The organism is Streptomyces sp. MP131-18 (assembly GCF_001984575.1).
GTDB classification, from domain to species: domain Bacteria; phylum Actinomycetota; class Actinomycetes; order Streptomycetales; family Streptomycetaceae; genus Streptomyces; species Streptomyces johnsoniae.
In genome coordinates this window covers 730,829-746,422 of record NZ_LZNS01000001.1, presented here as the reverse complement: position 1 = coordinate 746,422, position 15,594 = coordinate 730,829, and the positions used below count along the sequence as shown (strand labels likewise).

Here is a 15,594-nt window from a genome sequence, read left to right as displayed (position 1 = left end):
CCTCCTCGAATGGGCCGGCCGGTGGGGAAGTCCGTGCGCGGGTACCCCCCGCCCGGCGCGCTGAAAACGCGGCCGGCCCCGGCACGGGCCGGGGCCGGGTCGGCAAGCGGGGGCGGCGCGGGGACTCACCGTTCCGGCCGGGCGCCGCCACCGGGGACCGCACCCTGGTACGGCCAGCGCAGCAGCGCGCCGAGCCCGCCGACCGGCACGGCCCCATCCGCGCCTGGCCGCCCGCCGTCCCCGGCCGGCAGCCCGATCACCGTGGCGCCGGTGGCGGCGGCGGAACGCAGCAGCGCGTCGTCGGCGCGGGCGGCCGCGGGGAGCGGCTCGCCGAGGTACTGCGACTCGGAACGGCGCATCGCCAGCTGATCGGGCTCGGTGCCGACCCAGACGTCGTGGTGCAGGTCGGCGCCGCCCGGCCGCAGCAGCAGCTCGTCGATGCGGTGCTCGCGCGCGGCGTCCACCAGCGCGGGCACGCCCTCGGCGGCGTCGATGCGGTCCCCGGCCGGGGCGCGGCCGGCGCGGAAGCGGCTCAGCGCCTCCTCGGCGTGCGCGCGGCTCCGGTCGGCGCGGGCCCGTTCCACGTCCGCGTCCAGCAGCTCCTGGGACGATCCGGCCGCCCGGCCGCCGTGCTCGCTCTCGACGGCCGTCGCGCGCAGCTCCTCCGGCAGGCGGTCCCGTACGGCCCGCCGCTCCCGCGGGTCCCCGGCCAGGACCAGGACCTCCGCCTCCGTACGACCGGCCTCGTCGGCCAGCGCCCGGGCGATGAGGGCCGCGTTCTCCTCCCAGGTGTTCTCCACGGCGAGCTGGAAGTGGCGTTCGGACCAGTCGTCGCGGCCGGTGCGGTGCAACGGCCACTGCTGCCCCGTTACCTTGCCCGCCGGGCGCGGCCTGCCGTGCCCGGCGCGCAGCTGGAGGTCCGCGCCCTTGCGGTCCACGAACGCGACCAGGCACGCGGGCTCGCCGCCGTACTCCAGCAGCGGGGCCAGGCGCGGCAGTACGGCCCAGTCCGCCGTGGGCGGGGCGGGCGGCGGCGAGGCCAGCGGCACGTCGAGGACGACCTCGCCGTCCGTGGCGAACACCGCCCGCCCGGCGTCGTCGCGGGAGGCCCCGGCGAGCGCGCCGTACACGGCGCGGCACGTCGCCTCGTCCGCGCCGAGGCCCGCCAGCCGGTCGCCCGCGTCGCGGGCCTGGAGCTCCTGGACCGCCACCGCGTCCTCCGCGATCGCGGAAGTGTCCATGTACACCGAGGCCCAGGGGCCCGGCCGGTGCAGCAGCGGGTTGAGGAATCCGAGATTCATGGTTATGCGGCGACCTTTCCGAACTCGCGCAGCATCGCCTCGCCGAAGTAGTCGAGGTCGGCCGGCTTCCGGCTGCTGACCAGGGTGTTGGGCCCCTCGTGGCAGACCTGCACCTGCTCGTCGACCCAGGTGCCCCCGGCGTTGCGGATGTCGGTTTGCAGGCTGGGCCACGAGGCCAGGGTGCGCCCGCGCACGACATCGGCCTCGATCAGCGTCCACGGCGCGTGGCAGATCGCGGCGACCGGCTTGCGGGCGTCGAAGAAGCCCTTGGCGAAGGCCACCGCCCCGGGGTGCATCCTGAGCGCGTCCGGGTTCGCGACGCCGCCGGGAAGCACGAGCGCCTCGAATTCCCCTACGGACACCTCGTCCACGGTGCCGTCCACGGGGAACGTGTCCGCCTTGTCGAGGTGGTCGAACGCCTGGATGGTGCCGGGTTTTGTGGAGATCAGCTGAGGCGTCTCGCCTGTCTCCGTCAAGGCCCGCCAGGGCTCGGTCAGCTCGATCTGCTCCACACCCTCCGGTGCCATCAGGAATGCGATGCGCATGGGGTTTCACCGTCCTTCGTGCCTGTCGGGTCTGTGGCCCGCGACCCGGGTAACCGGCGGGGCGGGCAGGAAACCCGGGCGCGCGGCGTTTTCCGGCCATGGGCCGGGGAACCCGTCGCCGGCCATGAGTGCACGAAGCGGACGGTACGAGGTCCGGGCCGGCGGGCGGCAGGTCACCGTCACCCGCCCGGACAAGGAGATGTTCCCCGAGGAGGGGATCACGAAGGCGGACCTGGTCGACTACTACCGGTCCGTCGCCCGCCCCATGCTCACGCACCTGCGCGACCGGCCGGTGGCGATGGAGCGGTACCCGGACGGCTACCGGGGCAGGTCCTTCTTCCACAAGGACGTGCCGGACTACTTCCCCGACTGGATACACCGCCTCGAAGTCCCCAAGGAGGGCGGCACGCTGGACATGGCCGTGTGCGACGACGCGGCCACCCTGGCCTACCTGGCCAATCAGGCGTGCCTCACCCCGCACGCGTGGCTCAGCCGCACCGGCGGCCTCGACCGGCCGGACCGGCTGATCTTCGATCTCGACCCGCCGGGCGACGACTTCGGGGTGGTGCGGTGGGCCGCCTTCACCGTGCGTGACCTGCTCCGCGACGTCGGCCTGCGCCCCGCGCCCATGACGACCGGCTCCCGCGGGGCGCACGTGCTGGCGCCCCTGGACGGCAAGGCAGGCTTCGACGAGGCGCGGGACTTCGCCCGGCTCGCCGCGGAGGTGCTGGCCGCACGCCACCCGGACCGGCTGACCACCGAGATCCGCAAGAACCGGCGCGGCGGCCGGCTCTACCTCGACGTCCAGCGCAACGCCTATGCGCAGACCGCCGTCGCCCCCTATGCCGTCAGGGCCCGCCCGCACGCCCCCGTGGCCACCCCGCTCACGTGGGACGAGCTCGCGGACGAGCGCATCGGCCCCCGGCATTTCACGCTGCGTACCCTGCCGGCGCGTCTCGAACAGCGGGGTGACCCCTGGGCCGGGCTGCGCCGCGACCGGCGCTCGCTCACCGCGGCACGCCGCCGTCTTGACCGGCTGGCCCGGGAGGAACGCGCCGTCCCGCACTGATATGTGATGATGACCGCAAATCGCGAACATCGGGCCGCTGTTCAACGCCGCAAATGGGGCCTTGATGGTTTGTTGACATGTGCCGCCCGAGGAAGTTGCATCGAAGGCGACCAGCCAACATCGTTTGCCCCGTAGGTGACCAAGTCGGGGAAATCTGGCCAAAGTCGGGGAAAGCGGGCCGACATCCGCCCCAGGCTCGGCATCGTGCAGCAGCGCTGGGGCCTCGCGGCCTCGGAACGGGTCGGCACGGAGCTGCTCGGGCCGCCGCGGGCCGGGGAGCTGACGCCCCAGCAGTGCGTGACCCTCGCGGACCTGTGCTTCCGGCACCGGCACATCGACGCGGCGACCGAGGCGCTGGCACGGGGGCGCGAGGCCGGTGCCCGCGTGGCGGAGGGGACGGGCGTGCGCCTGATGGGCAGCCCCCAGGCCGCGGTGTGGACTTCTGCCACTTCTGGGGCACGCGGGGACACGCGCGACCCGGACCCCACGCGGGAGCGCCACTACGTGCTGCCGTGGATCGCGCCGGTGCGGGCCACCCACGGCGACGTGGTGAGCTCGGCGGAGAAGCTGTTCCAGCGCACGGTGCTCACCGACTCCTTCCCCTTCATTCGGCCGGAAACCGTTCTCAACGGTAGGGGGACGAGGCACCCCCGCGGGCCACCTCCCCTGGTCTCCGGGCTCCGGGGGAGTGCGCGGCGTTAGGGGGGCTAGGGGGGTGCGGGAGAAGGCCCGGGGATGCCTGCGGGGGGCGGGGGGATACGGAAGGCGCGTGAGCCGGTTGTTCGCCCGTGGCGCCGATGTGAAAGGGTGATTCCGCTTGTGTGGATCGCGAGCGGCCCGGACGGCTTTATGCCGTGGCGCGTCAATTATTGTTCAGCCGACGAATTTCCGAGGGGCGGTGAGCCGTGCGTTTGCTATCACCGGAGTGCTTCCCGCGGGGTCGCCCGAAAGTTGCCGCTGTGTTGCGCAGACGCCTCCGTCGGGCGGCCATCGGGTGTCACATGCCTGACGTTTCTGTTGCTTTTTATCTGGTCTGGCATCCTTTTCTGTTCTTCGCGCCGTATTGCCGCGCCGGTGCGTCGTCATCCGGCTGCTCGATGTAGCAGCGCAGGGGTAATAAAGACTCTTAAAAGCCGATAGAGCGGCTATGTCTTTCTTGTCTCATCGGTATGCTTTGCGTCCAGCAGGCCTCAAGGTCTTTAGTTGACAGGGGTGCCGGGTACAGGGTTGTATCGAGCCTGGTTGTTCCGTTCATCGGTCATGGGTTCGGGAAGCTGGGGACAAAGGTTCTGCATGCTGCACACAGGCCTCCAGGAATTGAAATCGGCGCTCGCTGAATCGGCATTAGGCAAGGCGCGAATAGTCGTCATAGAAGGCCCGGCCGGCTTCGGCAAGAGCGAACTCCTGGAAGCCATCGCGGCCCATGCGACCGACGAGGCGGCCGTCGTTCTGCGGGCCGCCGCGCTGCGGTCGGAGGACTCCCTCCCCCTGGCCGTCCTGCGGCAGCTCGTCAACTGCCCGACACTGCCCGCCCCCGCGGCGGGGCGGCTGCGGACCCTCGTGGACGACGCCCAGGCGGCGCCCGGCACCGGCGGTCCGGAGGCCCCCGCGCTCACCGCCCGCATGCAGAAGCTGTGCACGGCCTTCCACGACCTGATGCGCGACCGGCTGGTCGTCATCGCCGTGGACGACCTCCAGTTCGTCGACGCCCCCTCGCTCCAGTACCTCCTGTACCTGGCCGGCCGCTCCCGCGGCACCCGCCTGCTCATGGTCCTCACCGAGACCCTGTACCACCACCAGCGCGATCCGGCCTACCGCACCGAGTTCCTGCGCCAGCCGCACTTCCGGCGCCTGCGGCTGCACTCCCTCGGCCGCCGGGACGTTGCGGCGCTGCTCACCCGGGACGGCTCCCCGCCGCCCGACGAGCGCACCGTCGAGGAGTGCTGGGAGGTCACCGGAGGCAACCCGCTCCTGGTGCGCGCGCTGCGCGAGGAGCACGCCACGGCACCGGCCGGGCCACCCGGCCAGCCGGACCCCCTGCGGCCCGTCACCAGCGAGGCGTTCGTCCTGGCCGTGCTGACCTGCGTGGACCGCAGCGGGCCGACGGCCGCCAAGGTCGCCGACGCCCTCGCGATCCTCGGCGCGCTGAGCAGCCTCGACCGCCTCGGCAAGCTCTGCGGACTCACCGGCACCGCCACCGCGCAGGGGCTGCGCGCCCTCCAGGCCGCGGCCGTCATCGACGGGCACCGCTTCCGCCACCCCGCCACCCGCGCGGGCGTTCTGGAGAGCATGGACGCCGCCCGGCGAGCGGAGCTGAACGGCAGGGCCGCCGTCCTCCTGCGCGCCGACGGCGCCTGCGCCGCGGACATCGCCCGCCACGTGCGCCGCGCCGAGGGCATCGACGAGCCGTGGTGCGTCTCCGTGCTCCAGGACGCGGCCGAGGAGGTGCTCGCGGAGGACGACGACCGGCTCGCGGCCGACTACCTCGACCTGGCCCACGGCTTGTCGACCGAGGCGAGGCGCCGCGTCGAGATCCGCGTCAGGACGGCAATGGTCCTGCGGCGCAGCAACCCCTCGGCCTCCGAGCGGGTCGCCGAGGAGCTGCTCGACCTGATGCGGGCCGGCCGGGTGCCGGAGGACCAGCTGTTCATGCTGGCCGACCTGTTCGTGCGCCACCGGCGGCTCACCGAGGTCAACGAGATCCTCGCCGCGCTGCGGGACAAGACGCCCCCGCAGACGCCGATGGCCTTCGCCTGGTCGGACGGCGGGCTGACGGCCGCCGCCGACCCCTACAGCCCGGCGCCGACCGCGCCCGAGGGCGAGGGGCGCAGGCCGCCGCTCACCGAGGCGAGGAACCGGGAGAGCCTCAGACCCTGGAGCACCCTCGTCGCGGGCGACCACGACAAGATCAGCGTCGCCGCCGAGGAGTTGCTGCGGCGGTCCGTGCTCACCGACGCGACGATCGAGCCGATCCTCAGCGCCGCCAAATGCCTGCACTTCGCGGGCAAGGTGGACAAGGCACGCCACTGGATCGAGACACTGCTGAAGGAGAGCCTGCGCAGGAACGCGGGCGGCTGGCACGCGATGTTCTCCATCCTGGGCGCCGACATCGCGTTCCAGCAGGGGGACCTCGCCGAGGTCCTGGTCATCGTGGACAGCGGGCTCGCGAGCCTTCAGGACCGGCAGGGCAGCGTCCTGGCCAGCGGACTTCAGGCGATGAAGGCACTCGCCCAGACGGCCATGGGGGACTTCGAGGCGGTGGCCAAGGAGCTGAACCGCACGGCCCCGCGCGCGCTGTTCGGCAGCATCAACGGCGTCGTGCACCTGCGCGCCCGCGGCCACTACAACCTCGCCACCAACCGGCCGCATGCGGCCCTGGACGATTTTCTCGCCGTCGGGCGGCTGGTGGAGAGCTGGGGCCTCGACCGGCCCTGGTGGGCGGCCTGGCGCAGCGACGCCGCGGAGGCGTGGCTCCAGCTCGGCCACCCGGAGGAGGCGCACCGGATGGCGCGGGAGGAGCTGGCTCTGACCGACCTCAGCCACGCCAGGGCGCGCGGCATCTGCCTGCGGCTGCTCGGCATCTCGGCCGATCCGGGCACGCGCCTGACGCTGCTGACCCGCGCGGTGCGGCAGTTGCAGCTCGCGGGGGACCGTCTGGAGCTGGCCAAGGCGCTCTTCGAGCTGTCGGAGACCCAGCGGCGTCTCGGGCACGTGGCCGAGGCCGCCGTCGGCTCGCGCCGGGCCTGGCAGCTGGCCAAGGACTGCCGGGCCGAGCCGCTGTGCGCCCGCATGCGGCTCAGCCAGGAGGAGCCGGCCTGGGAGGCCGTTCCGCAGGCGCCGGTGAAGGAGGGGAACGAAGCACTGCTCAGCGAATCGGAGAAGAAGGTCGCGGTGCTCGCCGCCTGCGGCTACACCAACCGCGACATCTCCTCCCGCCTGTACATCACCGTCAGCACCGTGGAGCAGCACCTCACCCGGGTCTACCGCAAGCTCAACATCGACGGCCGCCAGCAGCTGCCGGTCGGCCTCCAGTTCGAGGTGAGCGAGATCGGCTGACTCAGCCCCGCGGCGTCAGGGCGCGCAGCCGCTGGTCGAGTTCGCGGTGGTAGAAGTCCGCGAAGCCGTCGGGGTCGGGACCCGCGTTCTGCATCACCAGCCGGTCGAAGCCGGCATCGACGTAGTTCTGGGCGACCTCGGCGTAACGATCCGGGTCGGTGCCGCACGCGAACTGGGCGAGGATGTCCTCCTCGCGGACCGTCGTGGAGGCGGCCTCGAAGTTCACCGGGTTCGGCAGCTCGCTCATGACCTTCCAGCCGGTCACGGCCCACCGGCTGGTCTCCAGCGCCGCCGCGGCCGCGCGATGGGTGTCCTCGGCCCAGGCGACCGGCACCTCGGCGTAGCGGGGTCCGGCGCCGCCGCTGTCGTGGTACCGCTGGACGATCTCCTGCCGCGGCTCGGTGGCGAACAGGCCGTCGCCGAGCGCGGCGGCGATTTCCGCCGCCTCCTCGCCGCCGGCGGCCACCGCGATCAGCGGCGGCGCGGCGGGCAGGTCGAAGATCCTGGCGTCCTCCACGCGCAGGTACCTGCCGTCGTAGGAGCGGTATCCGCCCCGCCACAGCAGGCGGATGATCTCCAGCGCCTCGCGCAGCATCTCGTGCCGCACGTGAACGGAGTCGGGGAAGCCGCGGCCGACCACGTGCTCGTTGAGCCGTTCCCCCGAGCCGATGCCGAGCGTGAACCTGCCGCCGGAGAGCAGGCCGAGGGTCGCGGCGGCCTGGGCCACGATCGCCGGGTGGTAGCGGACGGTGGGGCAGGTGACGCCCGTCGCCAGGCCGATGCGTTCGGTGCGGGCGGCGATGGCGCCCAGCACGCTCCAGGCGAAGGGGGAGTGCCCCTGGTTGTCGAGCCAGGGGTGGAAGTGGTCGCTGATCTCCACGAAGTCGAACCCGGACCGCTCGGCCAGCTCGGCCTGCCGCACCAGCTCTTCCGGTCCGTATCCCTCCGCCGCCAGCTTGTACCCGATCTGCATGTGCTCCTCAATTCCCGTGGCCGTGCCGCTGGTGCGCGCGTACGTCCCGCGCCCCTGCCGGGCACGGTGCCAGGCGCGGGGAGGCGTCTTCGGCCGACAGGCCGCCCACCGGCGGCAGGTCCCCCGTACGGCCGACGGAGCAACCGTTCACGGTGCGAAGGCGGGCCGGAGCCGCGGCCGTCGAGCGACGGTGAACGTGCCGCACCCGAACACCTCTTGAGGCTCGCTCGGGTTCCGCTGGGGTCCCGCTCACGGCCGGTGCCGCCCGGCGCCTGACGTCTCCGCAGGCCGCGCGCCCCCGACCCGCGACGGACGCGCGGGTCCGCCGCCGCGTCCGGGGCGGCCGCGGCAGCCGCGAAACCGTTCGCGGTCGTAACGGTCCGCGCCGTTATGGCGGTGCGGGGAGCGGGTCCTGCTCGACCGCCGTCTCGCCCGCGTGGAACCAAAGGCCCATCGTGACCACGACACACTTCCCGCTGGTCAGACCAAGTAAAAGGATTTATCAGTTCACTTCTTGAAGGCAAAATCAAAAGTAGAGCGCTCTCAAAACAATCTGGTGTGATCTATTGACGGCTCGTGAGCGGAGCGGTTAACTCCCACGCAACTTCGCCGGAACCGGTTCCGGAACCGGTGTCGGCGCTGCCGCCGCACGTGCGGCGCGCAGCCTGCTCAGCTGCCGAGGAGCCCGTCCATGCGTGTCACCATCGCCGATGTCGCCCGTAACGCGGCGGTCAGCAAGACCACGGTCTCGCGTGTGCTCAACGGCAAGGGCGAGGTGGACGCGGAGACCGCCGACCGGGTCCGCGCCGTCATCGCCAAGTTGGGCTACGTCCCCAGTTCGCGTGCCGTCGGCCTGGCGCGCGGCAGCAACCGCACCCTGGCCATGCTCGTTCCTTCGCTGACCTGGCCCTGGGTGGGGGAGGTGCTCCAGGGCGTCGCGGACACCGTCGAGGCGGCCGGGTACGGCCTGCTGCTCTTCACCTGCAACCGGGGTGAGGACTCGATGGCCCAGTTCACCAGCCAGGTGTCCGCGCGCGCCTTCGACGGGGTGCTGGTCATCGAGCCCGAGAACACGCTGCGTTCCATCGCCGCCCTGCACCGGCAGGGCCTGCCGCTGGTCATGGTCGACGACCGCGGGCAGCGCCCCGACTTCCCCTCCGTGGCGACCACCAACGCCGAGGGCGCCGCGGCTGCCGCCGCGCACCTGCTGGACTCCGGCCGCCGCGCCCCGCTGATCATCACCGGGCCCCGGCACTTCGGGTGTGTGCAGGACCGGCTGACGGGATTCGTCGGGGTGCTGCGCGAACGCGGGGTCGCCCAGCCCGCCACCCGGGTCGCCGCGGGGGATTTCACCGTCCGCTGCGGCCAGACCGTGATCGAACGCGCCCTTACCGAGGGCGTCCCCTTCGACTCCGTCTTCGCCCACAACGACCTCAGCGCCACCGGCGCCCTGCACGCCCTGCGCGCCGCCGGCCGCCGGGTGCCGGACGACGTCGCCGTCATCGGCTTCGACGACATCCCGATCGCCGCCTACACCGAGCCGCCGCTGACCACGGTCCGTCAGCCCATGCGAGCCATGGGGGAGGCGGCGGCCCGCCGCATGATCGAGCACCTCGGCGGCGTCACCCCGCTCCAGGCGGCCCCGACCGTCCTGCCCACCGAATTCGTCATCCGGTCCTCCGCTCCCGGCTGACGATCCCCACGGTCCCCCCGACGTCCCAGCAGATCCGACCCACAGTTCACGATCCCGGGAGTTTCCCCATGAGAGTCCATGCGCGAACGCGCAGTACCATCACGGCCGCCGGCAGCGCCCTGCTGGCACTTGCCGTGCTCGCCGGCTGTTCGGGCTCCTCCGGCCCCGAGGGGCCGGGGAGCGGCAGCGGCGGTGTGCTGAACGTGGGCATGCCGAACGGGCCCCAGGCCGACAACAGCAACCCGTTCCTGGACACCTCGGCAGGCGCGTCGCTGGGCTACCGGGCCATGATCTACGAACCGCTCGCCATGACGAACGTGGTGCGGCCGGAGCAGGAGCCGAAGCCGTGGCTGGCCACCGCCTGGGAGTGGGCCGAGGACTTCACCTCGGTCAGCTTCACCATCCAGGACGGGCCCACCTGGTCGGACGACGAGCCGTTCAGCGCCGAGGACGTCGCGTTCACCTTCGAACTGCTCGCGAGCAACGATGCGCTCAACACCGCGGGCATCCCCTACGAGGACGTCGTCCTCGACGGCAGCACCGTCACCGTCAACTTCGCCGAGTCCCAGTTCGTCAACCAGACGCGGATTCTCGACACCTACATCGTTCCCGAGCACATATGGGGCGAGCTGGATGCGCCGGAGACCTTCGAGAACCAGGAGCCGGTCGGCACCGGCCCCTACGTGCTGGAGAGCTTCACCCCGCAGACGGTGACGCTGACCCGCCGCGACTCCTACTGGCAGGACCTGCCGGCCGTCGAGGAGCTTCGGTACACCTCCTACAACGACAACAACGCGCAGACCACGGCCCTCGCGAACGGCGACACCGAGTGGTCGTTCGTCTTCATGCCCGACTACGAGAACGTCTTCGTCGACCGGGACCCGGAGAACCACAAGCTGTGGTTCCCCACAGGGCTCGGCATTCACGGGCTGTGGATCAACGTGGAGCGTGAGCCGTTCGACGATCCCGCACTGCGCCGCGCGATGGCCATGGTGATCGACCGGCAGGCCATTCACGAGCAGGCGCACGCCGGCCTCTACCCGGCGCTGGAGAACCCGACGGGCCTGCCGCTGCCCGCGGGCGAGTCCTTCCTGGCGCCCGAATACCAGGGCGTCACGCAGGAGATCGACGTCGAGGGCGCCCGGCAGGTCCTGGAGGAGGCCGGGTACGAGCTGACCGGCGACACCCTCAACACCCCCGAGGGCGAACCCGTCAGCCTCACCCTGACCGACCCCGCCGGCTGGTCGGACTACCTGACCGCCCTGTCCATCATCTCCGACAACCTCGCCGAGATCGGCATCGAGGCCACCGTCGAGACGCAGACCGTGGACGCCTGGACCAACTCGGTGAACGCCGGCGGCTTCGACGCCACCCTGCACTGGACCAACACCGGCGCCACGCCGTACGACATGTACCAGCACATCATGGACGGCGACAATTACAAGCCGATCGGTGAGGCCTCCCCGGCCGGGAACTTCGGCCGCTTCCAGCACGAAGAGGCCGACCAGGCGCTGGAGGAGTACGCCAACGCGACCGACGAGGGAACGCGCACCGAGGCGCTTCACACCCTCCAGCGCATCCTCGTCGAAGAGGTCCCGATGATCCCGACCGTCGCCGGGCCCATCGGTGCGGAGTACAGCACGAAGAACTGGGTCGGCTGGCCCACCGAAGAGGACCCGTACGCGCCGCCGCAGCCCACGCAGCGCGGAGCGCTCGACGTCGTGCTGAACCTGGAGCCGGCCAACGCGGCCGACTGACACCGCCGTCAGCCGGTCCCGCACGCCCGCCCGCCCCCGCCGCAACCACCCCCGCGCCTGCCGCGGCGGGGGCGGGCGCCCCTCACGCCGCCCGTCACCCAAGGACATCCGTCATGCCCGAAAAACCTGATGCGCCCCGCGACGCCCCCCGTCCCGACGTGGTCCTCGAGGCCCGTGATCTCAGCAAGCACTTCCGGGTGCGGCGTACGCTGCGCAGCATCGCCGAACGCGACCGGCCCGTGGTCCACGCCGTCGACGACGTGTCGCTGCGGCTGCGCCGCGGCACCGTGACCGCCGTGGTGGGGGAGTCCGGCTCGGGGAAGTCCACCATCGCGCGGCTGCTCGCACAGCTCTATCCGGCGACCTCGGGCGAACTCCGCCTGTCGGGAAAGCCGGTGCGCGCCGCCCGCGGCAAGTCGTTCCGCGCTTACTGCCGTCAGGTCCAGCTCATCTTCCAGGACCCCTTCGGCTCCCTCAACCCCACGCACACGGTGCGCTACCACCTCACGCGCGCCCTGCGCATCCACGGCCGCGCCGGCCGGACCGCCGCCGAGCTGGAGCAGGCCCTCACGGAGCTGCTGGGCCGCGTGCACCTCACGCCGCCGGACCGTTACGTCGACAAGTTCCCCCACGAGCTTTCCGGCGGCCAGCGCCAGCGCGTCGCCATCGCCCGCGCCATGGCCGCCGACCCCAAGGTCCTGCTGGCCGACGAGCCGGTGTCCATGCTGGACGTGTCCATCCGGCTCGGCATCCTCAACCTCCTGCGCGACCTCAAGGAACGCCTCAACCTGGCGATCCTGTACATCACCCACGACATCGCCTCCGCCCGCTACTTCGCCGACGAGACCCTGGTGATGTACGCGGGACGCATGGTCGAGGGCGGCGACAGCGAGACCGTCACCCAGCGGCCCGCCCACCCCTACACGCAGCTGCTCATCGGCTCCGCCCCCGACCCGGACCGCATCACCGGCGCGGGCGAGGAGCCCGGGGCCGGCGACGCCACCGAGGGCGGAGAGGCCGGCGGCGAGCCGCCCAGCCTCATATCGCCGCCCCCGGGCTGCCGGTTCCACCCGCGCTGCCCGATGGCGATGGCCCGCTGCCGCACCGACGTGCCGCCGCGCTTCGACCTCGCCGACGGCCAGTGGGCCGCCTGCTGGCTGTACGACGGCACCACCGAGGAGCGGCCCGCCCCCCAGGAGGCACCCGCGTGAGGTACCTCGTTCAACGCCTGGCGTTCTACGTCTTCACGGCCTGGGCGGCCATCACCATCAACTTCTTCATCCCGCGGATGATGCCGGGCGACCCCGTGCAGTCCCTGATCAACCGCTATCAGGGCCAGCTCAGCACCCAGGCCATCGACTCCCTGCGCACCCTGTTCGGCCTCGACCAGGAAGCGTCCCTGTGGCGGCAGTACCTGGACTACTGGGGCAACCTGTTCGACGGGGACCTGGGCACCTCGTTCACCTACTTCCCCACCGGCGTCTCGGAGATCATCGGGCAGAGCATGCCCTGGACGCTGTCGCTGATGGGGATCACCACCATCATCAGCTTCCTCCTCGGCACCGGGATCGGCGTCTACGCCGGGTGGCGGCGCGGCTCCTGGCTGGACGGCATGCTGCCCGTCACCACGTTCCTCTCCGCCATCCCCTACTTCTGGCTCGGCCTCATCGCCATCGCCCTGTTCGCGGTGCAGTGGCCGGTCTTCCCCGCCTCGGGCGGCTACGACAACGGCCTGGTGCCCGAGTTCAGCTGGGATTTCATCTCCAGCGCCATCTACCACGGCGTCCTGCCGGGCGTCACCATCATCGTCAGCGCCATCGCCGGCTGGATACTCGGCATGCGCAACATGATGGTCTCCGTCTCCGCGGAGGACTACGTGCTCGTCGCGCACGCCAAGGGCCTGCCCGAGCGGCGCGTCATGTTCTCCTACGCCGCGCGCAACGCGATCCTGCCGAACATCTCCAACTTCGCGCTGTCCCTCGGCTTCATCGTCGGCGGCACCCTGCTGGTGGAGATGGTCTTCTCCTACCCCGGCATCGGCTACGTGCTGTTCCAGGGCGTGGGCGCCAAGGACTACCCCCTCATGCAGGGCGTCTTCCTCTTCATCACCCTCGCCGTGCTCGCCGCCAACCTCGTCGCCGACCTCGTGTACCTGCTCCTTGACCCACGCACCCGACGGGAGGCGTAGCGACCATGGCACTCCAAGCCACAGAAACCGCCGTCGTCGCCGGGGAAGCGGCCGAGGCCCCCCGGCGGGACCGGCTGCGATTCCTGCGCAACCGGAAGACCCTCATCGGCCTGATCATCCTCGGCGTCTTCGTCGTGCTGGCCGTCGCCGGCTCCTGGCTGGCGCCCTACGACCCCTCCGCCCGCAGCGACGACCTGCTCCAGCCGCCGTCCCTCGACCACCCGTTCGGCACCACGCAGACCGGGCAGGACATCTTCTCCCAGATCCTGGTCGGCACCCGGGGCGTGCTCGTCGTCGGCTTCACCGCCGCCGTCGTCGCCACCGTGCTCGGCGTGCTCATCGGCGTCACCGCCGGCTACCTCGGCGGCGTCGGGGACGAAGTGCTCTCCTCGGTCAGCAACGTCTTCCTGGTGATCCCGGGCCTGCCGCTCATCATCATCGTGACCAGCCTCCTGCCCGAGACCAACGACCTGACCATCGCCATGGTCATCGGGCTCACCTCGTGGGCCTGGGGTGCCCGGGTGCTGCGCGCCCAGACGCTGTCGCTGCGCAGCCGCGACTACGTCCAGGCCGCCCGCGCCACCGGCGAGTCCACCTGGCGCATCATCGTCTTCGAACTGCTGCCCAACCTCACGCCCGTCATCGCCTCCGGATTCATCGGCACGGTGATCTTCGCCGTGCTCGCCGAGATCACCCTCGCCTTCATCGGCGTCGCCGACATCTCGCACTGGAACTGGGGCACCGTCCTCTTCTGGGCCCAGAGCAACCAGGCACTCGCCCAGGACGCCTGGTGGTGGTTCGTGCCCGCCGGACTGTGCATCGCCCTGCTCGGCACCGCCCTGTCCCTCATCAACTTCGGCATCGACGAGTTCATCAATCCCCGGCTGCGCTCGGAGGGCCGCCCCGACCGGTCCGTGCGGATGCGCGTCGGCTTCACCCCTGTGGTGCGCGCCCCCCGGGACGAGACGACGACCCGGAAGGACACCAGCACATGAGCAGCCCAGCCGTCCTCGACATCAGCGGCCTGTGCGTCGACTACGGCCTCGGGGACTCCGCCGTGCACGCCGTGCGGGACGTCAGTCTCACCCTGCACCGCGGCGAAGTGCTCGGCCTCGCGGGGGAGTCGGGCAGCGGCAAGTCCACCCTCGCCTACGGCGTCACCCGCCTGCTGTCCCCGCCCGGCGTCATCACCGGCGGCTCGGTGCGCTACCACCCGCGCGCCGGGGGCAGCTCCGACATCCTCGACCTGGAGCCGGACCAGCTGCGCGCGTTCCGCTGGCAGGAGATCTCCCTGGTCTTCCAGGGCGCGATGAACTCCCTCAACCCGGTGCACACCGTCCGCACCCAGCTGACGGATGTGCTCCAGGCCCACCGGCCGGGCATGAGCCGGGCCGAGCGGACCGCCCGCGCCGAAGAACTGCTGTCGCTGGTCGGCATTTCCAGCGACCGGCTCGCCAGCTACCCGCACCAGCTCTCCGGCGGTATGCGCCAGCGCGTCATGATCGCCATGGCACTCGCCCTCGACCCGGAAATCGTCATCCTCGACGAGCCCACCACCGCGCTCGACGTGGTGATGCAGCGGCAGATCCTGCGGCAGCTGACGCGGCTGCGCCGCGAGCTGGACTTCTCTGTCGTGTTCATCACCCACGACATCTCGCTGCTCATCGAGTTCTCCGACCGCATCGCGATCATGTACGGCGGGCGCATCGTCGAGGAGGCCAACGCCAAGGACATCTACGAGACCGCCCTCCACCCCTACAGCGACGGGCTGCTGCACTCCTTTCCCGCGCTGCACGGCCCGCGCCGGGAGCTGACCGGCATCCCGGGATCGCCGCCCGACCTCAAGGCCATGCCCGCCGGCTGCGCCTTCCACCCCCGCTGCCCCAAGGCGTTCGAGCCCTGCGAACGACGCGTGCCCGAGCTCCTGCCCCTCACCCGGGCCGGCGGGGACACGCCGCCCCCGGGCGGCGCCGACCGCACCGTCGCCTGCTGGCTGCACGCCGACCACTGAC

The 15,594-nt window shown here is 71.6% G+C and carries 12 protein-coding genes; 9 read left to right on the top strand and 3 right to left on the bottom strand.

Translation table 11 applies throughout. The features are described 5' to 3' along the window. Positions 1–125: 125 nt before the first annotated feature. Positions 126–1,301, bottom strand: coding sequence for a Vms1/Ankzf1 family peptidyl-tRNA hydrolase (locus tag STBA_RS03245; RefSeq protein WP_077057780.1), 1,176 nt, complete (start codon positions 1,299–1,301; stop codon positions 126–128). A 2-nt stretch (positions 1,302–1,303) separates the two neighbouring features. Further along, entirely contained in the window at positions 1,304–1,846 is a 543-nt protein-coding gene (locus tag STBA_RS03240; protein WP_077057779.1) for a type 1 glutamine amidotransferase domain-containing protein, read from the bottom strand. Positions 1,847–1,970: 124 nt separating this feature from the next. On the opposite strand from STBA_RS03240, the gene ligD reads away from it, so the two are divergent. The 3 genes from ligD (at position 1,971) to STBA_RS03225 (ending at position 6,971) form a co-directional block, all read left to right on the top strand. Then, positions 1,971–2,915 (top strand): non-homologous end-joining DNA ligase, encoded by a 945-nt coding sequence (gene ligD, locus STBA_RS03235; RefSeq protein ID WP_077057778.1) that lies wholly within the window; start codon positions 1,971–1,973, stop codon positions 2,913–2,915. Positions 2,916–3,119: 204 nt separating this feature from the next. Further along, positions 3,120–3,617 (top strand): hypothetical protein, encoded by a 498-nt coding sequence (locus STBA_RS03230; RefSeq protein ID WP_077057777.1) that lies wholly within the window; start codon positions 3,120–3,122, stop codon positions 3,615–3,617. A gap of 591 nt (positions 3,618–4,208) precedes the next feature. After that, positions 4,209–6,971 (top strand): LuxR family transcriptional regulator, encoded by a 2,763-nt coding sequence (locus STBA_RS03225; protein ID WP_077057776.1) that lies wholly within the window; start codon positions 4,209–4,211, stop codon positions 6,969–6,971. 1 nt (position 6,972) lies between these two features. Here STBA_RS03225 and STBA_RS03220 read toward each other — a convergent pair whose 3' ends face one another. Beyond that, complete coding sequence (locus STBA_RS03220) at positions 6,973–7,944, bottom strand: TIGR03557 family F420-dependent LLM class oxidoreductase (protein WP_077057775.1); 972 nt, start codon at positions 7,942–7,944, stop codon at positions 6,973–6,975. A 691-nt stretch (positions 7,945–8,635) separates the two neighbouring features. On the opposite strand from STBA_RS03220, the gene STBA_RS03215 reads away from it, so the two are divergent. The 6 genes from STBA_RS03215 to STBA_RS03190 all read left to right on the top strand — a co-directional run bounded on the left by STBA_RS03215 (position 8,636) and on the right by STBA_RS03190 (position 15,593). Then, entirely contained in the window at positions 8,636–9,637 is a 1,002-nt protein-coding gene (locus tag STBA_RS03215; RefSeq protein WP_077057774.1) for a LacI family DNA-binding transcriptional regulator, read from the top strand. Between the two features lie 68 nt (positions 9,638–9,705). Next, complete coding sequence (locus STBA_RS03210; RefSeq protein WP_077057773.1) at positions 9,706–11,394, top strand: ABC transporter substrate-binding protein; 1,689 nt, start codon at positions 9,706–9,708, stop codon at positions 11,392–11,394. A 113-nt stretch (positions 11,395–11,507) separates the two neighbouring features. Continuing rightward, complete coding sequence (locus tag STBA_RS03205; RefSeq protein WP_077057772.1) at positions 11,508–12,605, top strand: ABC transporter ATP-binding protein; 1,098 nt, start codon at positions 11,508–11,510, stop codon at positions 12,603–12,605. Next, complete coding sequence (locus tag STBA_RS03200; RefSeq protein ID WP_077057771.1) at positions 12,602–13,582, top strand: ABC transporter permease; 981 nt, start codon at positions 12,602–12,604, stop codon at positions 13,580–13,582. Before STBA_RS03205 ends, STBA_RS03200 begins: the two co-directional genes overlap by 4 nt. A 5-nt stretch (positions 13,583–13,587) precedes the next feature. After that, positions 13,588–14,577 (top strand): ABC transporter permease, encoded by a 990-nt coding sequence (locus tag STBA_RS03195; protein WP_077057770.1) that lies wholly within the window; start codon positions 13,588–13,590, stop codon positions 14,575–14,577. Continuing rightward, positions 14,574–15,593, top strand: coding sequence for an ABC transporter ATP-binding protein (locus tag STBA_RS03190; RefSeq protein ID WP_077057769.1), 1,020 nt, complete (start codon positions 14,574–14,576; stop codon positions 15,591–15,593). Before STBA_RS03195 ends, STBA_RS03190 begins: the two co-directional genes overlap by 4 nt. Position 15,594 lies beyond the last annotated feature (1 nt).